The sequence below is a fragment of the Rhodococcus sp. 14-2496-1d genome (genome assembly GCF_002259365.1).
In the GTDB taxonomy this organism is placed as follows: Bacteria; Actinomycetota; Actinomycetes; order Mycobacteriales; family Mycobacteriaceae; genus Rhodococcoides.
Genome location: NZ_NPFV01000012.1, coordinates 186740 through 207127, shown reverse-complemented (window position 1 = coordinate 207127; position 20388 = coordinate 186740). Strand labels below are relative to the sequence as shown.

The following is a 20388-nucleotide window of genomic DNA, read 5'->3' as shown; positions in this document are numbered from 1 at the left end:
TGTCCTTCGTGTGAATGTAGTCAGTGCGACGTTCGCATGCGGTCGATCACGCCTGCGATGAAGTCCGAAATGGTATCCAGATCCTGCAGATATGACCAGTAGTCCGGGTGGGTACCCGTCAGTGCTGTGCTCGCCCTGTCGATCCGGGCGAGCTGAGCATCCAACACCGAGCCCCATTCGGCAACCAGACCACGATTGATCGCGAGTTGTTGAGCGTCACGAAGTTTGAACCGCACCTTGTTCTCGGTCTCTTTCGGATCGGCCCTGACCGCGCGCAGCAGTCGAACTCGGTCGGTGACCGCGTCGACCAGCTGTTCGGCATCGCTCAGGTGTTGGCGCGCCTGGGTGACCAGATCCAGTGACTGCTCGGGATTGCCCGAATCGAGCGCCGAACGCGCCGCGCGCAGGTCCTCGTCGGCCTGCTCGATGTGGCGCGCACTGGATCGTTCGTTTCGGGACAGATCTGCCGAGCTCTGGGCGTTGAATTCACGAAGCAAGCTCGAGAAGGCAGGCGCAATACCCTCGGATCTGGTTCGCACCGCCTCGATTCGGGTGCGCACGGAGGCCAGCGCGGTTCGGGCCTCCTGAAGGCGTCCCGGGGCCGAGTCCACGGCAGCACGCAGCGCGGCCGCACGGTCGCGGACTTGGGCGGCGTGCTCTCGGGCGCGCAGAGGGTCGCGCTGATCGGCCTGCAATTGTGTTGTCGCAGAATCGAGTTCGCGCCACGCCTGGCGAAGTGAGGGGTAGGCGGCGAACTGCTCGTCGACGGTGGAGCGGGCTGCGTCTGCCTCGGCCAACGCGTCCTGGACCAGGCGCGGGGTCGCGGCGAACTGAGCAGATGCCTGCTCGAGCGTGCCTCGATGGGCGTCGTAGAACCGATCGACGGCGGTGCTGGCATCGTGCAGAAGCGCGGTTGCTCGGTCGAACGCCGATCTGGCGGCAGGGGTGGTGATTCCGTCGAACTGCTCGACGGCGGCGAGGTAGGCGGCTCCGGCGTCGAAACATTGCTTCTCGGTGTCGGACCATCGGCCTGCGAGTCGATCCTGAGGGCGCAGTGCGGTGGAGGCCTCGACGCCGGCCGACGCGATGGACTGACGCTTGTCCATGTCGAGGAACGCGGCGACAGCGTTGTCCTGGGATCGACGCGCGGCGGCGTCCGATTCGGCACCCCGGCGGAACACCCCAGGCCAGCGACTTGTCACCTGCTCGATAGTACTGACGGGAACCCTGGCGATGTCGCAGTCGTTGGCTGAGTACGTCCAAGAACCGGACATTCCCACTACGGTTGACCCCGTAACGGGAAACCAATTGCGAAAGGACCTCTCAATGGGCGTCAGCCTCAGCAAGGGTGGCAATGTCTCGCTCACCAAGGCAGCTCCGAACCTGACCGCGGTCGTGGTCGGTCTCGGATGGGACATCCGCACGACGACCGGCACCGACTTCGATCTCGACGCCAGCGCCATCGCTCTGAACTCGACGAAGAAGGCCTTGAGCGACGGGCACTTCGTGTTCTTCAACAACCTGAAGTCTCCCGACGGCTCCATCGAGCACACCGGGGACAACACCACGGGTGAGGGCGACGGAGACGACGAGCAGATCAAGGTCGATCTCGCCGCAGTACCGCCGGAGATCGAGACCATCGTCTTCCCCGTGTCCATCTACGATGCGGACGCACGCTCGCAGTCGTTCGGTCAGGTGCGCAACGCGTTCATCCGCGTCATCAACCAGGCCGACAACTCCGAGCTCGCACGCTACGACCTCAGCGAGGACGCCTCCACCGAGACCGCCATGGTCTTCGGTGAGCTGTATCGCAACGGCGCGGAGTGGAAGTTCCGCGCGGTCGGTCAGGGCTACGCCTCGGGACTCGCAGGAATCGCTCGCGATTTCGGAGTAAACGTGTAGTAAAGGCCTCCTCAAGATTGGGAGTACCCCCGCCTCGTCATCCATGATGGGCGGGGGTTTTTCCGTCTTTGTCTCGAGAAGGGCCACGACTGTGGTTGTCAAGATCTTCGGATGGTCGATCGCGGTCACCATCGTGTCCGTCATCGTGGCTTTTCTGTACGGCGGGATCGAGGCGATGATCCTCGTCCTCATCCTCGGTGTACTCGAGGTGTCGCTGTCCTTCGACAATGCCGTCATCAACGCCACCGTGTTGCGACGCATGAGCGAGTTCTGGCAGAAGATCTTCCTCACCATCGGCATCATCATCGCCGTGTTCGGCATGCGGCTGCTGTTCCCGCTGGTCATCGTCTGGGCTGCGTCGGGCCTCGGTCCGGTCGCCGCGATCGACCTGGCCCTCAACCCGCCCGCCGACGGTGCCGCAACGTTCCCGGACGGTTCACCCAGCTACGAGACGCTCCTCACCGACGCGCATCCGCAGATCGCTGCATTCGGTGGCATGTTCCTGCTGATGCTCTTCCTCGGATTCATCTTCGAGGATCGCGAGATCACCTGGTTGAGTTGGCTCGAAAAGCCGCTCGCCCGCATCGGTCGCCTCGATCAGCTCTCCGTGGTCGTCGCAGGCCTGCTGCTGGTCCTGAGCGCCGAATTCCTCGCCGAGGACGACAAGATCTCCACCGTCATGGTCTCCGGCGTGCTGGGCATGATCACCTACATCGCAGTGAACGGACTCGGTGAACTCTTCCACGTCGAAGAAGAGGGCGAAGAGTCCTCGGGCGGGCCGAGCGAACTGGCGAAGGCGACGGGTAAGGCCGGGTTCTTCCTGTTCCTCTACCTCGAGGTGCTCGACGCATCGTTCTCGTTCGACGGTGTCATCGGTGCGTTCGCCATCACCGCAGACCCGATCATCATCGCGCTCGGCCTGGGCTTCATCGGTGCGATGTTCGTCCGCTCGATCACGGTCTTCCTGGTTCGCAAGGGAACGTTGTCCGATTACGTGTACCTCGAGCACGGTGCGCACTGGGCGATCGGTGCGTTGTCCATCATCCTGCTGGTTTCGATCGGTGTACACATCAACGAGCTGATCACCGGCTTCGTGGGAATCCTGTTCATCGGGGCCGCCCTGCTGAGCAGTATTCGACGCAACAAACGCCTCGAGAACGAGGGCGTGGACACTGCCGTCAGCGTCTGACCGACGGCATCACCGACCCTGGTTCACAGCTCCGAGATATCGACGAGCCCGTCCTGCAGGGCGCGCGCGACGAGGGCCGCCTTGGTCGGTGCCGGCCGTCCGACGGAGGTGTACTTGGCCCGAATCCGGGTGAGGTGGGTGTTGACGGTGCCGAGCGAGAGAAACAGTGCCTTTGCCACTTCGGTCTTCGAGTCGTGTCGAATCCAGCAGAGCAGCACCTCGATCTCGCGGCCGGTCAGATCCGGTCGCGGCGGGAAGGGGCTCGTGGCGGCGGGAACGGGATGTATCTGCATCGGGGGTGGAACGAGGCTGATCGGACCGCGTGAACGGCGCGTCGTCGGGACTCCGGAGTCGTTCGCGGAGGGCAAGGGTTCGAGCAGTGCAGACATCTAATCTCCCGGACGCCGAAGTGAGTTGAGACCGACTAAACCAATGCGGTCGATTCTCACAGGTAATTCGCAGGTTTTCTGCCCTTATTATTTGGGGCATTGAACCGTCAACCGTCCTGTCAGAGTGTCACGAGGCTACGACAGACTTCTCTCCGACTGCATCGAGTTCGATCCGCACATCGGCGCTCAAGCCGCTGACCAGGATGAATACGATCTTCGCGCGTCCAGGCGGCAGTATCCGAGCGGTCACCACCCCGCCTGTCGCACCGCTGAGCGCGTCGGACACCGCGGTGCTCACTCTGTCCGAAATTGTGGGATGAGCCATAGTGAGCCCGCCGTCGTCGAGCAGAATCACCTGCACTCCCCGTGCCCTGGCAGCCCGCGCGTGCGCGGCGACCTCGTCCGTCGTCAGTCCCGGTGCCCGCAGTCGATCCGGCAGAGTTGCTTCGAGAAGTCCGCAGGCCTGCCGTTCGGCGGTATCGAGACCGGACCCGCTGGCGATTTTTTCGAGTGGGGCCTGCATCAATCCTGTGGAGGTAGCTCGGGCATGGGGAGCCAGCCGTCCTCGACCGCACGCTTGTACAGATCGGTCTTCGTCGGTGCCGGACGCCCCGCCTCGGCGTATTTGTTGCGGATCCGCACCAGGTAGTCGTTGACGGTCTGCTCGGACAGTCCGGCCAGGCGGGCGACGCGTCCGGCCTTCTCGCCCGACGCGTAGAGGGCGAGTACTTCACGTTGGCGTGGACTGAGTCCCACGTCCGGAAGCTGGGGATCGCCGTCGATCGCGGCAGCCCAGTCCGTCGTGACGACCTGTCCCCCGCTCGCGGCGCGCCGGATCGCGGAGACGATCGCTGCGGCCGGTGCCGACTTGCGAACTACGCCCAGTACGCCCGCACGAGCTGCCGAGCGAACCAGAAAGGCGTTCTCGGCACCGGTGTAGACGAGGACGCGCGCACCGGCGGCGTGCAGTTGCTCCACGTTGGAGCGGGGTGAGGACCCGTCACCGAGCCGAAGATCGAGTACCACCAGATCGAGTGTCGGCTGCTGGGCGAGCAACTCTGCGACGGTGGCGGCGGTGGACACCAGTTCCAGGTCGGGTTCGTCGGCGAGCATGGCCTTGAGTCCGAGCGCTACCGATTCGTGGTCCTCGACGAGGCCGACACGTCGTACTTCGGTGGCCCGATTTTCTGTGCTCTCCTGTGATCGCGACACCTGTGTCATGTCCCCGCCCCGCTCTGCGCCCTACTGCCCCGGTGATCCCGTCAGCGATGTCGCTGCTGGTCGGCGCGATGATACCGACTCCTGGTCTGTTTCGCCGCGCACTGGAATCCGCATGCGCGTACGGATGAGCAGCACGAACAGCACCACCAGCAGCAGCGCCCGTCCCCATACCCCCACCAGAACGAAGAACTCCTCGTCCTCGGCGTCCACCCCGGAGGCCAATGCGGCGAAGTACTTGAACACGCCGATTCCCATCGACAGATCGACGACGAGATACGCGGCGACGAGCGCCCACGGGACCCGAAGCAACACCAGGAAAGGCAGCAGCCACAGCGTGTACTGCGGCGAGTGCACCTTGTGCAGCAGCATGAATCCGCACAGCATCGACCCGCTCACCGCGACCCACGGGTACGTTCCGACAACCTTTGCCCGACGCCAGCCGAGCCACAGCGCAAGTGCGAACGCGGCGAACACCAGCAGCGGCGACGCGACATCGACCACATCCTGGAAGGACGCGTCGGCCTCCGCGTAGGCATCGGGAGTCATCTGGTCGCTGATGTAGAAGTGGCGCAGTCCCCAGTACCAGATGGAGTTGGTCGTCAGGTCTGCCTGCCGCAGCGACTGGAAGGTGAAGGATGCACGCCACCCCTCGTAACCGAGGACTGCGAACGGCAGGTTGATTGCGACGACCGTGCCGATCGCGGCACCGGCGACCATCAGACCGCCGCGGACGTCCCAGCGACCCCGGATGGTGTCGGCGGACTCGCGCCCGTCGATGCCGCCGGTGACCACATACGCGATCAGGGGCAATACGAAAGCTCCCGGGTAGAGCTTGAGGCAGAAGCCGACGGCCAACAGCACCGACGCGAGAATCGCTCTGCGCCGCAGCGGCATCGGCAGGGTCATGACGAAGATCGCGCCGACGGCAGCGGCCACGACCGGAAGTTCCCAGTTGTGGAAGGCGTACATCACCACAGGTGGGCCGATCGACCACAGCAACGCGGACCAGCCGGCCATCCGCCCGAGCATCCAGGCGGTGAGCAGACCGAACGGTGCCAGAATCAACGCCGAGGTCAGCAGGAACTGTGCATCGGTGTGGGCCGGGATGGCTCCGAGCCACATCAGCAACCCACTGAGGACGGGATACTCCACCGTCCCGCCGGTGAGGATCCCGTCGCTGGTGATGGCTCCGTGAATGTAGGGAAAGATGTGATTGTCGATGTCTCGGCCGAGCCACAGGAATTGGATGTCGGAGTAGCAGACCGAGGAATCCTTGATGGCGTCGAACACCGTGCTGCGTCCGGAGGCGTCGAACGGCGCGACCGCGCATCGGGCCTTGTTCAGATATCCCAGAATCAATCCCAGCGCAGCCATCGCGACGACCACGACGACCGTCATCGGATTGGCGCGGACCCCGGATCGCATGGTGCAAGAGTATGACGCGTGAGGGCCGGACCGTGCGCCCGACGCGAATTAGCAGGTCAGGGCCCTGTCGTGTATCTTCGAGGGGTTGCTGACGCAACGACCCTCCTGCCACGGACAGTCCGTGGCCGTTTTCACTAGTCCACAGGAGGTGATGAGGTCTTATGCGTCATTACGAATTGATGGTCATTCTCGACCCCAATCTGGACGAGCGCACTGTCGCTCCGTCGCTCGACACGTTCCTCAACGTCGTTCGCAAGGATGGCGGCACCGTCGACAAGGTCGATGTGTGGGGCAAGCGTCGTCTGGCCTACGAAATCCTCAAGCATGCCGAGGGCATCTACGCCGTTGTGAACCTCAACGCCGAGCCTGCCACCGTCAGCGAGCTCGATCGTCAGCTCGGACTCAACGAGTCCGTTCTGCGCACGAAGGTCCTGCGACAGGGCAAGTAATTGTCGTTGCCCGCCTCTAGGCTGGCATCTACAACGCTTACTACTGAAAGAGGAACCATGGCAGGCGAGACCGTCATCACCGTCATCGGAAACTTGACGGCTGATCCAGAACTTCGATTCACCCCCGCCGGTGCGGCGGTTGCCAACTTCACGGTTGCATCCACCCCGCGCACATTCGATCGTCAGACGAACGAGTGGAAAGACGGCGACGCGCTCTTCATGCGCTGCAACATCTGGCGCGAGGCAGCGGAGAACGTTGCCGAGAGCTTGACCCGAGGCTCGCGAGTGATCGTGAGCGGACGGCTGCGGCAGCGCTCGTACGAGACGCGTGAGGGTGAGAAGCGGACAGTCGTCGAGCTCGAGGTAGACGAGATCGGACCTTCACTCCGCTACGCCACCGCAAAGGTCAACAAGGCCAACCGCGGTGGAGGTGGCGGCGGAGGCGGCTTCAACTCCGGCTCCGGCTCCGGTTCCTCCGGCGGATCGAGCGGCGGCCGCTCGAACTCCTCGTCCAACTCCGGTTCCGGCGGAGACGATCCCTGGGGCAGTGCCCCGGCGGCGTCGGGCTCCTTCGGCGGACGTGGCGGAGACGAAGAGCCACCGTTCTAGATCCTTCGATCGAGAACAACCAGATGTAACGGAGAAAGACCCATGCCCAAACCGCCATTGCGCGACAAGGTGCTCAAGAAGAAAGCGTGTTCCTTCTGCAAGGAAAAGAACACGTCGATCGATTACAAGGACACGACGTTGCTGCGTAAGTACGTCAGCGATCGCGGAAAGATCCGTGCTCGCCGTGTCACCGGCAACTGCGTCCAGCATCAGCGTGACGTGGCCGTTGCCGTGAAGAACTCGCGTGAGGTAGCACTGCTGCCTTACGCCGCGACGGCTCGATAGAAAGGGGCGATTGGTATGAAACTGATCCTCACCGCTGATGTGGACAACCTCGGTGCGCCTGGCGACACCGTAGAGGTCAAGGACGGCTACGGCCGTAACTTCCTGCTGCCCCGCGGATTGGCCATCCAGGCCACCCGTGGAGCTCAGAAGCAGGTCGACGGCATCCGCCGCGCTCAGGAAGCTCGTGCCGTCCGCGGCCTCGAGCACGCCAACGAGCTCAAGCAGGCCATCGAAGGCCTCGAGGCCGTCACGCTCTCCGTGAAGACCGCGGGCGACTCGGGCAAGCTGTTCGGCTCGGTCACCGCGTCGGACGTCGCTTCTGCTCTGAAGGCTGCCGGTGGCCCGGTCGTCGACAAGCGCAGCATCGATCTGCCGAAGGCTCACGTCAAGAGCACGGGCAAGCACGACATCGTCGTGAACCTGCACCCCGACGTGACCGCCAAGTTCAAGCTGGATGTCGTCGGAAGCTGATTTCAGCTTTCGGCCCGTTTCGGTCGAACAAAGCCCCACGAACCTCGGTTCGTGGGGCTTTTTCGTGTCTTCTCACAAAGATCAACTGTCGCAATGGGTTCCGATTTGTGAAGCATCTCTCTTCGGACGTTCGTGAGCAAAGCTTTGCGTACTCTTTAGGCGGGGCGACATCGAACATCATCACCAACTGGATTCACCCGACCTGACGCCTAGACGCCCGGAGGAACGCTGCCGTGACCACGACCGTGGAACCCGATTCCGACCCCAGTCCCGAGACCCGACTCGAGCCGCAGTCTCGCGTCGGGTCGATCCTGAAATACGACGTACCGGCCTCGTTGGTCGTTTTCCTTGTTGCAGTGCCACTTTCGATCGGTATCGCCGTCGCATCGGGCGCGCCGATCATGGCCGGTCTCATTGCCGCTGTGGTCGGCGGCATTCTTGCCGGCATACTCGGCGGATCACCGCTGCAGGTCAGTGGTCCCGCGGCAGGCCTGACCGTCGTGGTTGCCGAGTTGGTCAACCAATTCGGGTGGGGCGTAACGTGCGCCATCACCGTCCTGGCCGGTGCTGTGCAGATCCTGCTGGGAATGAGCCGGATTGCGCGCAGTGCGTTGGCCATCTCGCCCGTCGTGGTGCATGCGATGCTCGCCGGAATCGGTATAACCATTGCGCTGCAACAGATTCACGTGCTTCTCGGTGGGGAATCCGAAAGTTCTGCGGTCCAGAACGTGCTCGCCATCCCTACATCCGTCGCGAACGGCCAGTGGCCGTCGATCGTCGTCGGCGGAATCGTGGTCGTGCTGATGTTCGCCTGGCCACGGTTGAGCGAGTTGTCCGCCGTGCTGGCCAAGGTCACCAAGGTGCCGGCCGCCCTGGTCGCAGTGGTCACCGCCACCGCGGTCTCGATCTTCTTCTCACTCGATGTCGAACGAATCGAATTGCCCGGCAACCTGATCGAGTCCTTGAGCCTGCCGGTCATGCCCGACGGGCAGTGGAGTGCGTTCGTCACCGGCGTCATCACCATCGCGTTGATCGCCAGTGTCGAGAGTCTGCTCTCCGCGGTGGCCGTCGACAAGATGCACAGCGGTGAGCGCACAAACTTCGACCGTGAATTGATGGCTCAGGGTGCCGGCAACATGGCCTCAGGCGCCATCGGCGGTCTGCCGATCACCGGGGTGATCGTGCGCAGTGCCACCAACGTCAAGGTCGGTGCCAAATCTCGGGCATCGGCGATTCTGCACGGCGTGTGGATTCTGATCTTCTCGGTACTGTTCATCTCGATCGTCGAACTGGTTCCCTTCGCAGCTCTGGCCGGGTTGCTGGTGATGATCGGCGTGCAGCTGATCAAGCTGGCGGACATCAAGATTGCGAACAAGACCGGAGACATCGCGGTCTATGCGGTCACTGTCGTCGGAGTGGTGGCTCTCAACCTGCTCGAGGGTGTGTTGATCGGTTTGGCACTGTCGATCATCCTCGTGCTGCGTCGGGTGGTGTGGGCGAAGGTCAGGGCCGAGGAAACCGTCGACGGCACCTGGCGTGTCACCACCGAGGGGTCGTTGAGCTTCCTCGCGCTCCCCCGGTTGACGCATGTGCTGTCCACTGTCCCGGCAGGCACGGCCGTCACGGTCCACCTCGGCGTCGACTTCCTCGACCATGCCGTGCACGACGCCTTGAACGAGTGGATGCGTCAGCACGAACTCGGTGGCGGCACAGTGAAAGTCGAAGAAGTGGGTACGGCGTCCATGGCGGCGGCTGCCGAAGGGCCACCCAAGCGTGGATCGGCGACGGTACGCAGTTCGTTGGCACCGTGGCGCGCCTGGCAGCTCAAGAGTGATGTCGCGCAGGAGGACTCGCCCGCGGCCCTGCGGCCGGTGTTGAGCGGCGTTGCGGAGTACCACCGCACGCATGCTCCCAACATCCGTCCGCACCTCGAGGGACTGACCGACAGCCAGGATCCGGACACTCTGTTTCTGTGCTGTGTGGATTCGCGAGTCATGCCGAACACGATCACCAGCAGCGGCCCGGGTGACCTGTTCACCGTCCGCAACATGGGCAACCTCGTTCCCGCTCAGGGGCAGGACTGCTCGGTGGAGGCGGCGCTGGCGTTCGGTGTCGATCAACTCGGGACGTCGTCGGTCGTGGTCTGTGGGCACTCGGGCTGCGGTGCCATGAAGGCGGTACTCAGCGGCCCTGAGAACGCCGCGGACGCCTCCGTCGCCGAGTGGTTGGGTTACGGGATGGCAAGCCTCGACGCGTATCGCAGCGGGCACGTGGTCGGTCGTCAGGCGGCGGAGCTCGGATTCGGAGAGGAGGACCAACTGGCGATGGTGAACGTCGCAGTGCAGCTGCAGACGCTCACGCGGCATCGAGTCGTCGGTCGTGCCAACGCCGAGGGGCGCCTACGAATCACCGGCCTCTTCTTCGACATTCCGTCGGCACGAGTTCTGCAGATGGGTACCCAGGAGATCACGGTCCTCGACCCGGCGGACTGCCCGCAGAAGAGTGACTCCTGACGTCTCGCCGTGAGTGTCGAGGGGCCCGATTCCAAGAATGGGATCGGGCCTCTCGCGTCTAAACGGGAGAGTGGTCTGTTTCTGTGAGTGATCCCAGTCGGTGTGACCCAATTCACCCCTGGGTTCACCCGGTATTTACTCAACACGCCCGAGTTGTCAATTCGGCCGACACGCCGCTCCCGAATCGATGCACAGGAAGAAAATTTTATGTACACCCTTTGACCTGGCGAAGAACCCGAAAACCGGAAAGTTATACCCAGGTTGTCCACAGATGGTCAACACCGTTGTTCAACACCATCCACATTTCATCCACAGTTCCATCCACAGGCCATGTTGTGACTCCTGCCGATAGCGCTTAACGTCCGTGCAGCGTCTCTCTCGATGCCGTGCAGCGGCCTCCGGAGAGTGCGTATCCGGTGCCGAGCAGGACCTGTCGGTGCCCGGGGGTAGAACTTGCTACACAGCACCGCCGGGTGATATTCGACGGTGCCGACGACAATGGGGAGAGGACGGCCGGTTCGCGTGGCAGTTGTGGACGATCGAGGACAGTCCGACTACTCCGGCCCCTCCTCCAGCGAGGGCCCCGGCGAGGATTTCGGTCGCCAGCCCCCACAGGACATGGCGGCCGAACAGTCCGTACTCGGCGGCATGCTGCTGAGCAAGGACGCCATTGCCGACGTGCTCGAGGTGCTTCGTCCCGGCGACTTCTATCGCCCGGCCCACCAGAACGTGTACGACGCGATCCTCGACCTCTACAGCCGCGGTGAGCCTGCCGACCCGGTCACCGTATCGGCCGAGCTGGACCGTCGCGGTGAGCTCAAACGCATCGGCGGCCCCCCGTACCTGATCACCCTGACGCAGACGACGCCGACGGCAGCCAATGCCGGGTACTACGCCGAGATCGTCGCGGAGAAGTCGATTCTGCGCCGGCTCGTGCAGGCCGGTACCCGCATCGTGCAGTTCGGCTACGCCGGAGCCGACGGCCAGGACGTGGCCGAGGTGGTCGACCGTGCGCAGGCCGAGGTGTACGAGGTCACCGAACGCCGCACCTCCGAGGACTTTCTGCCCCTCGAGGAACTGCTGCAGCCCACGATGGACGAAATCGACTCCATCGCCAGCCGTGGTGGCATATCCCTCGGTGTACCAACAGGATTCGCCGAACTCGACGAAATCACCAACGGCCTGCACCCGGGTCAGATGATCATCGTGGCGGCGAGGCCTGGCGTGGGTAAGTCGACCCTGAGTATGGATTTCATGCGTTCGTGCTCGATCAAGCACGGCATGCCCAGTGTCATTTTCTCCCTGGAAATGAGTCGCACCGAGATCGTCATGCGACTGTTGTCCGCCGAGGCGAAGATCAAGCTCGGCGACATGCGTTCGGGAAAGATGACCGACGACGACTGGACCAAGCTGGCCCGGCGCATGAGCGAGATCAGCGAAGCACCGCTCTTCGTCGACGACTCCCCGAACCTGACGATGATGGAGATCCGTGCCAAGGCACGTCGCCTCAAGCAGCGCAACGGACTGAAACTCATTGTGGTGGACTACCTTCAGCTGATGTCGTCGGGCAAGAAGGTCGAATCCCGTCAGCAGGAGGTCTCGGACTTCTCCCGTCAGCTCAAGCTGTTGGCCAAGGAACTCGAATGCCCGGTGGTCGCGGTCTGCCAGCTCAACCGTGGCCCGGAGCAGCGAACCGACAAGAAGCCGATGGTCTCGGACCTCCGTGAGTCCGGCTCACTGGAGCAGGACGCCGACATGGTGATTCTGCTGCACCGCCCTGACGCAATCGAGCGCGACGACCCCCGCGGGGGTGAGGCCGACCTGATCCTCGGCAAGCACCGTAACGGCCCGACCGCGACAATCACTGTGGCTCACCAGCTTCACCTGTCCAGATTCGTGGACATGGCGCGGGGCTAGGGCCGACAGCGCTGGGTCGCGTATTCTCTTCAGGAATCAACCAAGCCCTTATCGCAGCATTCGACGAAAGTAATTCATGTCAGAGGACCAGCACACAGACGTTCCACCGAATCACCTCGCGATCGATCCGCGGAGCCCCTTCTACAACGAAGAGGTTCTTCGCCGGGACGTCGGTATTCGCTTCAACGGCGTCGAGAAGACCAGTGTTCGCGAATACAACGTCACCGAGGGTTGGGTGCGAGTCGAAGTCCCCACCGCGAAGGATCGCTACGGAAATCCCATGCTCGTCAAGCTCAAGGGCACGGTCGAACCGTACTTCCGCGACGCGAAATAGCGGACTGGGTACCAAGCAGATCGCCCTCGTGTCGGGGCGTTACTGATCAGATTCGGTATCGGATCAGTCGGGAGCTGTTGCCGACCACCGCGACCGAGGACGCGTTGTGCAGAATCGCGGCGAGCACCGGAGAGAGTGCTCCACCGGCGCTGACCAGGAGGCCCAGAGCGTTCACGGCGATCGACATTCCGTAGTTCTGCCGGATCACCGATACCGAGTGCCGACCGAGATCGCGAACGTCGAGCAACCGTGTCAGGTCGTCGCTGGCCAGAGCTACATCGGCCGTTTCGACGGCAACATCGGTGCCCGCCAATCCCATTGCGATTCCGATATCCGCGACGGCGAGCGCGGGAGCGTCGTTGGTGCCGTCTCCGACCATCGCGACGACGTATCCCTCTTGTTGGAGCTTGCGGACGGCGTCGAGTTTGTCGTCGGGCATCACCTCGGCTCGCCACTCGGCGATGCCCAGTTCGGCGGCGACGGCCGCGGCGGTCTCCGGGTGATCTCCGGTGAGCATGACGATCCGTTCCACACCGTCGGCGCGGAGCGCGTTCAGTACGTCCAAAGCATTGGATCGGACCTCGTCACGCAGGCTGATCAACCCGACCAGTACGCCGTCCACCGCCAGCAGTAGCGGAGTTTCGGCCTCACGCTGCAAGCGCGAAACCCATTCGGCCGCATGGTCGGAGACGGTGACGTTCTCGCTGCGCAGCAGTGACGGGCTGCCCAGCAGCAGAGTCCGGCCGTCTGCGACGGTACGCATGCCGAGGCCGACGAGTACTTCGCATTCCTCGTGCGGAGGAATTACGATATGGCGTTCCTCGGTGCTGCGAATCACGGCCTCCGCCAACGGATGCCGAGAGTGGATCTCGGAACTGGCGGCATACGCCAGCACCTGCTCCGGCTCCCAGTCGTCCTGGAATGACACGACATTGGTGACGACCGGGCGTCCGACGGTGAGGGTCCCGGTCTTGTCGAACACGAAGGCATCGACCCTGCCTGCTTGTTCCAGATGCGATCCGCCCTTGATGAGAATCCCCCGGCGAGCACCGTTTCCGATGGCGGCGCTGATGGCCGTCGGAGTCGACAGACCCACCGCACACGGGCACGCGACGAGCAGCATGGTCATCGCCCGTCGGACATCGCGGGTGACCAGGAGCGTGAGGCCCGACAGGATGAACGACGCGGGTACGAAGCGGCGTGAGAAGTTCTCTCCCACCGTCTGAATCGGGGCGCGGTCTTCCTGTGCCTCCTCGACGCGCGAGATGATGCGGCCGATCGTCGTATCGCGGCCTACCGCAGACGCGCGGACGACGATGCGGCCACGGACAACGACGGACCCGGCATGGATCCTGTCGCCTGCAGCTATCGACACCGGCAATGTCTCACCGGTGATGGCGGATTGGTCGACCACCGCGTCACCGTCTACGACGGTCCCGTCAACGGGCACGCCGACGTGATCGTGCACGACGACGTCGTCGCCGATCTCCAGCCGATCGACGTCGACGGAGATCTCGGAACCGTCCGGAAGGCGAATCCACGCGGTGTCCTGCGTGCCGGTCAGGAGATCGGAGATCGCGCGACGAGTGCGCTTGAGCGTCAGCTCCTGCAGATATTCACCGATGTTGAGCAGCCACAGCACGGTCAGGGCAACAACGTTCTCACGGAGCACCAGACTGGCCACGGTGGCGGCGCTGACGAGTGCGTCGGTCCCGGCGGACCGGTTTCCGGTCAGCGAGCGCAGCGCTCCCTTCAGGAATGGATAGCCGGTGAAGATGGTGGCTCCGGTCGCCACGACGCGGCTGGTGGGTCCGAGGAGGGGCGGCCGTCGGAAGGCGTAGCGACGGAAGCCGAGCAGGACCAGGGCCGCTCCGCCGATGGTCATGCGTAGGACATCACCGCTGGTGACGTCCGCAGAGCGTGGGCTTCGGACGGGCACAAGTCCCCAGTCGGTGGTGCGACCTGCGTTCACGGCATCGAACAGCTCGGCCCGGTCGATGCGCGAGCGGGAGTACCAGATGACGACCGATGCGGTGCGGGGGTACGCGTGGACAGCTCGAACGCCGCGAATCTTGTCGACGTGATCTTCGACGGCGACCGCGCGACCCGGACTCGATCGAAGCCAGTCGACGCGAAGCCGCATGCGGCCGGCGGCATCGGACAGGATCTCGATGCCATCCGCGCGGTCGGGAGCTGCTTCGAGGGAATGTTCGACGAGCATCGTCATGTTCGGCCGACTGCCGTGATCAGTGCGAGTGGCCGTGGCCGACTTCGGTGGCCGAGGGTGGCGGCACTTCTTCGCCGAGCCGGTCCCGCGCCTCCGCAACAACATCGGACACGGCCAGACGTGCTGACTCGGCGTGGATTTCGGCCTTTCGTGCGGCACGGAGACCGAGCTCGGTTGCCGACACCGCGACCTTGCGGACGGGAGCCTTGTCGTACAGCTTCTTGGCACCGTTGTACGCGGCGACGCCGACTGCGCCTGTTACGACCGTCGATACTGCTTTCGCGACGATGATCGGAAACGCCATGTTGTAGCTCCTCGAAGTCGAACCTGCACCCACTTATTGGGAATCATATTCGTTTTGCTCGGATGTGGCGACTCCCGGGGTTGGGGCGTCTCACCGGCTCGGCTTCGTGGTGCGGAAAGCCCTTGTGACATAGGGCAGTTCGATCGTCCTCGATCCCTCGAGACCCAATTCGTCGAACAGTGCAGTGAGATCCCGATCGATGCGGTTGCGCTCATCGGGGGTCGCGGTGATGTAGAAGCTGCGCGACCGAACCAGATCGGTCAACTGGGACCGGCTCACCGTGCGCGACCACGCCCACCGCTCCTCGTCGAGCCGGCGGAACGGTTCTGCGATCGGCGGTGGACCGTCGTCGAACATGGTCAGCGCTCCACCGCGCGAGACCACCGAGTTCAGTCGCCGAACCCACGAGTGCGACTCGTCGCGAATGTTCCAGATGAGTCCCAGGGTGCCACCTGGGCGGAGAACCCGGCCGATCTCGCGTGACGCGGCCACCGGCTCGACCCAGTGCCACGTCTGTCCGAGCAGGACGGCATCGACGCTCTCATCATCCAGAGGCAGGGACTCGGCAGTGCCGACGTGGGCGGGAACTCCGGGCACTGCAACGCGCAGGGCGTCGAGCATGGCGGGATCAGGATCGACCGCGACGGCGTCGCACCCGGCGGCGACGATGATGCGGGTGAGCTTGCCGGTCCCGGCACCGACGTCGGCGACAAGAGGCCGCCCGCCCGACTCGAGTACGGGTTCAAGCATCCACTCGACCGCGGCCGACGGGTATTCGGGGCGAGCAGATTCGTACACGTCGGCGACGGTCCCGAACGATGTAGAGCTGTTATCTCGGCTAACCATATGGCCAGGCTACATCTCTTGCGTCAGTTCAGCTCGAGTTCGTAATACAGAGCTTTGGGTCCCTCGCCACGGCCTTCGTGGCAGTCGAAGCCACGCTTTTCGTACACGTGTCGCGCCGCCTCGTCGTCCTCGGAAGTGTTGAGGTCCATGTAGGTGGCACCCCTGCCGCGTGCGTGCTCGATGACGTCGTCGAGAAAGGTTGTTCCGTAGCCCTTCCCGCGTAGGCCAGGCCGGACGTAGAACTCGGCGAGATAGGCCTCGATATCTGCGCTCAGAGTGCCGGCCCGAAATCGCAGAATCGCCACACCGATGGCGGGAGTCCCGAATGTCAGCACGCTGGTATCGCCGGATTTCACCAGAGTATCGAGATGAGCTGCAAGCCAATCCGACTCGGGCACCGGGTAGTCGTACTCGCGATTGAAGTCGATCAACAGGATTGCGGCCTCGGTCAGTCCGGCGGGATCCTGGACGGCACGTGTACCGCTGACTGACGACATCGCCTTCTCCTCGGTCAGTGATCCGGTCGAACGAGATTCTTGGCGTCACGCAGACCGAGACCGGGATGCATCTCTCGTAACGCTTTGATGGCGTGGACAGTTCTGCCGGATTCTGCGACCACCGCTTCGACATCCCCGGCGGGTACGGCTTCGGGTCCGATCTTGTCCGGAGACGTCCAGGTTCGGCGCTCTCCGTACCAGATGAACACAGCGGCCACAGCCAGCACAGCCAGCTTCGACCAGTTCCAGGCAGAAGGATCGGACACGATGTCGCTGATTGTCGAGAATGCGAGGAAGGCCAGCAACGCGGCAATTGCATAACGCTTCCACGGGCGTTCATGTGCCTTCATCTTTCCCATGCTGTCACCGCACTCCAATCGAGGCAACGGCTCAACGGCGCAATTCGGTATCGAGTCGGGCCATGAGCACGCCGAACCTCGTGCGCCCGGCGATCGGTGGCGGAAACCGACGCAAAACCGCTCGCACAGTCGCATCGGACTGCGCGTCGATCCATTCGATCTGTTCTGCAGCAGATTCGGGGTCGGCGAGCACCAGGTGCACGGCAGAACCGAGAATGTGTTTGATCTGATGGGGGCTGTACAGCGGATGGAGAAACACAGAGCCGGCCGCGTGCATTGCGGACAGTGCTGCGTCCGTGGCCGCTGAAGTCGGCAGTTCGCGGGCCGCTTTGTGCGCGTCCCAGGCGAGCCTGCGTAACTCCGCCGTCCGGTGGCCGGTCTCGGCGAATGCCTCGGCACCCTCGATCGCCGAGCGTGGACGCGCATCCCCGGGGTGGGCCATCTCGTAGATCGGTAATGCCCGTCGGGCGCAGGTAGCCGCAAAGGCCGTCACGTGTCGAATGTCGTCGGTGCTCAGCTCCACTTGGGCAGGCCCAGCCACCTCATGCCTCTCGAGTTCGCTTGCGCGTGAGTACGAATCCGAACTTGCCGAGAACGAATCCGGCCAGTGCACCGAGAGCTGCGGTACACACAGGCACTACGTACAGCCACAGCATGGACAGGCCTCGAGTTCTTCGGTCGAACGAATCGTTCATGTCACCGACGAATTCGTCGTCCATCGTGACACCGTTCAGGGCTTGATAGCCACCGGAATACACGACGCCATTCGCGTTGGTGGTCATCTCGCCCATCAGGTACCAGCCCAACGGCACCAATCCGACGATGAATCCGAACAGCAGCAGAACGATGACGAGATTGCGCACCATCTCAGGCTATTGCCCTCGTCAACCGTCGTACACCTCCGTGGTGATGCAGAAGGGGTGCCCGGCGGGGTCGAGCAGAACTCGCCATCGGGGGTCCGGCTGCTCTGCTGCCTCCTTGGTCCCGCATTCGACTGCAAAGGCGACGGAATCGGCCAGGTCGGCTCCAGCGTCCAGATCGAAGTGCACGATGGATGTCGACGGCCATTGGGGCGGAAAGTAGTTCGTGACTTTCTGAGCAACGATGTTCAGGCCGAATTGTGTGCGGATCCCAACGCTCTCGGAGTTCTCCCACAACAACTCGCCGCCGAGAAGCGCGAGATAGAAGTGCGCTAGTTCCGCCGGATCGGCGCAGTCGATGGACGTCCCCGCTATAGCGAGGGGGTTTCGCGGCATATCTGGAGACTACGGTCGGTGGTGCCGTCAGTGTCCACAATTCGGCTCGAGAAGCGGAAATCGCCGTCCCGCCCGGGAATGTCGGACACTCACATCACCTCCCCCGCAGGACTTGACCTCGAGTGCGCTCGAGGTTGCAGGGTGGGGTCATGCAGATGACATTCGACGAGTTGCCTCGGCTCATGACTCTGATGACGGGCGACGAAAAGCACAGCACCAACGCCACTTCGACACTCGATGTGTTGTGGGTGTTGTACTCCGACATTCTGAGCCTGGACCCAGCCAATCCTGACGACCCGGACCGTGATCGGTTCTACCTGTCCAAGGGTCACGGGCCGATGGCGTACTACGCCGTGCTTGCGGCACGGGGATTCTTGACGCCGCACGAGCTCGCGTCGTTCGGCAGCTACGACTCACCGCTGGGAAATCACCCGGATCGCACGCTGGCACGCGGGGTCGATATCGGATCGGGATCGCTCGGTCATGGCTTGGCACTGGCCGCCGGAACTGCTGTTGCGCTGCGGATTCAGAACAGTATCGCCCGAGTCTTCGTACTGATCGGCGACGCCGAGCTCGACGAGGGGAGCAATATGGAAGCCGTTCAATTCGCTGCGCGATCGAATCTGGGCAATCTGACCGCGGTGGTGATCGACAACGACTCCGCCGGCCTGGGATGGCCCGGCGGTATCGCGTCGCGGTTCGCGGTCGAGGGGTGGTCCGCTTCCGACGTCGACGGCCGAGATCACACCGCTCTCAGGCGCGCGTTTCGCCTCCATCATCCACAGGGGCCGCACGTGGTGGTCGCTCACGTCGAAAAGAAGGAGAGCTGATGAAAGCAACGCTGGACCAACGCGAGCACTTCTACGGCCTGCTGCCCGATCTGTTGGCGCAGAACGAGCGAACAGCGTTGGTGCTGGCGGAGATCGGAGTTGGATATCTCGAACCGCACCTCACCGCCGGTATTCGATCGCGGGTGATCAACGTCGGCATTCGAGAGCAGGCCATGATCGGGGTCGCCGGCGGTCTGGCCCTGGCCGGAATGCGTCCGATCGTGCACACCTTCCCGCCGTTCCTGATCGAGCGGCCCTTCGAGCAGGTGAAACTCGATCTGGGACATCAGAGCGTCGGCGCAATCCTGGTGAGCTCGGGTGGGTCCTACGGGTGGCCGCAGGGCGGCGAGACACACTTCGGTCAGCGAGATGTCGCACTCCTCGACACCCTGGACGGGTGGACGGTTCACGTTCCCGGGCATGTCGACGAGGTCGAGTGGATGCTGCAGGGCGCGGCGGCAACCGACGATCGCGTCTACATCAGGCTCGACGGGGTGTGCAACGAACGTCCATACGTCCGGCCCGATGGATTGTTCACCATTGTGCAACAGGGCAATTCGGGAACAGTGATCTCCGTCGGCCCGATGACGGACCGGGTTCTCGCCGCAGCCTCGGGACGCGACCTGACGGTGCTGCATGCGTCGACGATCAGGCCGTTCGACAGCCGAACGCTGCGGGCGACGTTGACCGCGCCGGACGTCATGATCGTCGAGCCGTATCTCGCGGGAACGTCAGTGCTGCAAGTGAACAGAGCCCTCGCCGATGCGCGTCATCGGGTGTCGGGAGTCGGGGTCGAAGCAGGAGAACGACGCAAATACGGCACGGTGGCCCAACATGATCGGGCCAACGGCCTGGATATCGAGGGGCTCTCCCGATCGATGGACGATTTCTTCGGCTGATCAGGCTTGGCGGCGCTCGTATCTGCTCTTGGCACCGTGATACGCGGCGTCGAGTAGTTCCCGGACACGCGTTTCGGTCTGCGAAGACGGGTTGACCACCGACAGCCAGCCTGCGGTGCCGTACTGAGGGTGGGCAGCGAGGACGTCGTCTGTGTCGGCCTGGGGTGCGTGGGCCGCTTCGCGGGGCGGCACTCCCAGCATCCTGTGGAATTCTTGTTTTCCTGCAACGATGTTGACGCGGAACGCGTCGGGTCGGTCCAGTCGGGACAGCTCGTCGCCCGGGTAGTTCTTGGTCACGATCGTGGCGAACGGCTGAGTGTTCGTGGGGATGGACCCGTCGGGCGAGTAGTAGAAGAACGCATCGCCCCAGGCGAGTTCGGGAGTTCCGTCTCCCTCTCGAGGCCGCTGCGTCACGGTGCCTCCGAAGCTGCGGACCAGATTCACGATGTCGTCGAGTGTCATGTCC

25 protein-coding genes are annotated in these 20388 nt (G+C 63.4%); 11 read left to right on the top strand and 14 right to left on the bottom strand.

Annotated elements, in window-relative coordinates; genetic code table 11:
- Positions 1 to 20: 20 nt before the first annotated feature.
- Positions 21 to 1106 (bottom strand): hypothetical protein, encoded by a 1086-nt coding sequence (locus CH296_RS09295; protein ID WP_094684594.1) that lies wholly within the window; start codon positions 1104 to 1106, stop codon positions 21 to 23.
- A gap of 220 nt (positions 1107 to 1326) precedes the next feature.
- Between CH296_RS09295 and CH296_RS09290 the strand changes: the two genes are divergently transcribed.
- Positions 1327 to 1902: a TerD family protein gene (locus CH296_RS09290; protein ID WP_032396932.1), complete on the top strand. Its 576-nt coding sequence runs from the start codon at positions 1327 to 1329 to the stop codon at positions 1900 to 1902.
- Positions 1903 to 1993: 91 nt separating this feature from the next.
- A complete protein-coding gene (locus CH296_RS09285) occupies positions 1994 to 3091 on the top strand; it encodes a DUF475 domain-containing protein (RefSeq protein WP_094629055.1) in 1098 nt (365 codons plus the stop codon).
- Positions 3092 to 3114: 23 nt separating this feature from the next.
- Here the strand turns inward: CH296_RS09285 and CH296_RS09280 are convergent, their stop codons facing one another.
- From CH296_RS09280 to CH296_RS09265, 4 genes are all read right to left on the bottom strand, one after another.
- A complete protein-coding gene (locus CH296_RS09280) occupies positions 3115 to 3480 on the bottom strand; it encodes a helix-turn-helix transcriptional regulator (protein ID WP_032396930.1) in 366 nt (121 codons plus the stop codon).
- Between the two features lie 127 nt (positions 3481 to 3607).
- Positions 3608 to 4003 carry a hypothetical protein gene (locus tag CH296_RS09275; protein WP_094684557.1) on the bottom strand — a complete coding sequence of 132 codons (396 nt, stop codon included), beginning with the start codon at positions 4001 to 4003 and terminating at the stop codon, positions 3608 to 3610.
- Positions 4003 to 4701, bottom strand: coding sequence for a response regulator (locus CH296_RS09270; RefSeq protein WP_094629057.1), 699 nt, complete (start codon positions 4699 to 4701; stop codon positions 4003 to 4005). The genes CH296_RS09275 and CH296_RS09270 overlap by 1 nt, the downstream gene beginning before the upstream one ends.
- A gap of 21 nt (positions 4702 to 4722) precedes the next feature.
- Positions 4723 to 6126 (bottom strand): glycosyltransferase family 87 protein, encoded by a 1404-nt coding sequence (locus tag CH296_RS09265; protein WP_094684556.1) that lies wholly within the window; start codon positions 6124 to 6126, stop codon positions 4723 to 4725.
- A gap of 161 nt (positions 6127 to 6287) precedes the next feature.
- Between CH296_RS09265 and rpsF the strand changes: the two genes are divergently transcribed.
- The 7 genes from rpsF to CH296_RS09230 all read left to right on the top strand — a co-directional run bounded on the left by rpsF (position 6288) and on the right by CH296_RS09230 (position 12704).
- On the top strand, positions 6288 to 6575 hold the full coding sequence (gene rpsF, locus CH296_RS09260) for a 30S ribosomal protein S6 (protein WP_008711385.1): 288 nt from the start codon (positions 6288 to 6290) through the stop codon (positions 6573 to 6575).
- A 57-nt stretch (positions 6576 to 6632) separates the two neighbouring features.
- Positions 6633 to 7184, top strand: coding sequence for a single-stranded DNA-binding protein (locus tag CH296_RS09255; RefSeq protein ID WP_032378699.1), 552 nt, complete (start codon positions 6633 to 6635; stop codon positions 7182 to 7184).
- 42 nt (positions 7185 to 7226) lie between these two features.
- Positions 7227 to 7469 carry a 30S ribosomal protein S18 gene (gene rpsR, locus CH296_RS09250; protein ID WP_032396926.1) on the top strand — a complete coding sequence of 81 codons (243 nt, stop codon included), beginning with the start codon at positions 7227 to 7229 and terminating at the stop codon, positions 7467 to 7469.
- A gap of 15 nt (positions 7470 to 7484) precedes the next feature.
- Positions 7485 to 7940, top strand: coding sequence for a 50S ribosomal protein L9 (gene rplI, locus CH296_RS09245; RefSeq protein ID WP_032396925.1), 456 nt, complete (start codon positions 7485 to 7487; stop codon positions 7938 to 7940).
- A 233-nt stretch (positions 7941 to 8173) separates the two neighbouring features.
- Positions 8174 to 10453 carry a bifunctional SulP family inorganic anion transporter/carbonic anhydrase gene (locus CH296_RS09240; protein ID WP_094684555.1) on the top strand — a complete coding sequence of 760 codons (2280 nt, stop codon included), beginning with the start codon at positions 8174 to 8176 and terminating at the stop codon, positions 10451 to 10453.
- 522 nt (positions 10454 to 10975) lie between these two features.
- Positions 10976 to 12370 (top strand): replicative DNA helicase, encoded by a 1395-nt coding sequence (dnaB, locus tag CH296_RS09235; RefSeq protein WP_032396923.1) that lies wholly within the window; start codon positions 10976 to 10978, stop codon positions 12368 to 12370.
- A gap of 76 nt (positions 12371 to 12446) precedes the next feature.
- Entirely contained in the window at positions 12447 to 12704 is a 258-nt protein-coding gene (locus CH296_RS09230; RefSeq protein WP_032396922.1) for a DUF3297 family protein, read from the top strand.
- 46 nt (positions 12705 to 12750) lie between these two features.
- Here the strand turns inward: CH296_RS09230 and CH296_RS09225 are convergent, their stop codons facing one another.
- From CH296_RS09225 to CH296_RS09190, 8 genes are all read right to left on the bottom strand, one after another.
- Positions 12751 to 14931: a cation-translocating P-type ATPase gene (locus CH296_RS09225; protein ID WP_306436627.1), complete on the bottom strand. Its 2181-nt coding sequence runs from the start codon at positions 14929 to 14931 to the stop codon at positions 12751 to 12753.
- Positions 14932 to 14950: 19 nt separating this feature from the next.
- On the bottom strand, positions 14951 to 15235 hold the full coding sequence (locus CH296_RS09220) for a DUF1490 family protein (RefSeq protein ID WP_032396920.1): 285 nt from the start codon (positions 15233 to 15235) through the stop codon (positions 14951 to 14953).
- Between the two features lie 90 nt (positions 15236 to 15325).
- A complete protein-coding gene (locus CH296_RS09215) occupies positions 15326 to 16081 on the bottom strand; it encodes a class I SAM-dependent methyltransferase (protein WP_094629060.1) in 756 nt (251 codons plus the stop codon).
- A 23-nt stretch (positions 16082 to 16104) separates the two neighbouring features.
- Positions 16105 to 16578 carry an N-acetyltransferase gene (locus CH296_RS09210; RefSeq protein ID WP_094629061.1) on the bottom strand — a complete coding sequence of 158 codons (474 nt, stop codon included), beginning with the start codon at positions 16576 to 16578 and terminating at the stop codon, positions 16105 to 16107.
- A 14-nt stretch (positions 16579 to 16592) separates the two neighbouring features.
- Positions 16593 to 16928 carry a hypothetical protein gene (locus CH296_RS09205; protein ID WP_141214688.1) on the bottom strand — a complete coding sequence of 112 codons (336 nt, stop codon included), beginning with the start codon at positions 16926 to 16928 and terminating at the stop codon, positions 16593 to 16595.
- 40 nt (positions 16929 to 16968) lie between these two features.
- Positions 16969 to 17460, bottom strand: a complete 492-nt coding sequence (locus tag CH296_RS09200; protein ID WP_094629063.1) for a putative immunity protein — start codon at positions 17458 to 17460, stop codon at positions 16969 to 16971.
- A gap of 19 nt (positions 17461 to 17479) precedes the next feature.
- The gene (locus CH296_RS09195) at positions 17480 to 17803 is read right to left on the bottom strand and encodes a hypothetical protein (protein WP_094629064.1); all 324 of its coding nucleotides are present in this window, start codon (positions 17801 to 17803) and stop codon (positions 17480 to 17482) included.
- Between the two features lie 18 nt (positions 17804 to 17821).
- On the bottom strand, positions 17822 to 18193 hold the full coding sequence (locus CH296_RS09190; RefSeq protein ID WP_094684554.1) for a VOC family protein: 372 nt from the start codon (positions 18191 to 18193) through the stop codon (positions 17822 to 17824).
- A gap of 149 nt (positions 18194 to 18342) precedes the next feature.
- Between CH296_RS09190 and CH296_RS09185 the strand changes: the two genes are divergently transcribed.
- Both CH296_RS09185 and CH296_RS09180 read left to right on the top strand, forming a co-directional pair.
- Positions 18343 to 19023, top strand: a complete 681-nt coding sequence (locus tag CH296_RS09185; RefSeq protein ID WP_094684553.1) for a thiamine pyrophosphate-dependent enzyme — start codon at positions 18343 to 18345, stop codon at positions 19021 to 19023.
- The gene (locus CH296_RS09180; protein WP_094684552.1) at positions 19023 to 19922 is read left to right on the top strand and encodes a transketolase family protein; all 900 of its coding nucleotides are present in this window, start codon (positions 19023 to 19025) and stop codon (positions 19920 to 19922) included. Before CH296_RS09185 ends, CH296_RS09180 begins: the two co-directional genes overlap by 1 nt.
- Here CH296_RS09180 and CH296_RS09175 read toward each other — a convergent pair whose 3' ends face one another.
- Positions 19923 to 20384, bottom strand: a complete 462-nt coding sequence (locus tag CH296_RS09175) for a DUF6194 family protein (protein WP_094684551.1) — start codon at positions 20382 to 20384, stop codon at positions 19923 to 19925.
- Positions 20385 to 20388: the final 4 nt, after the last annotated feature.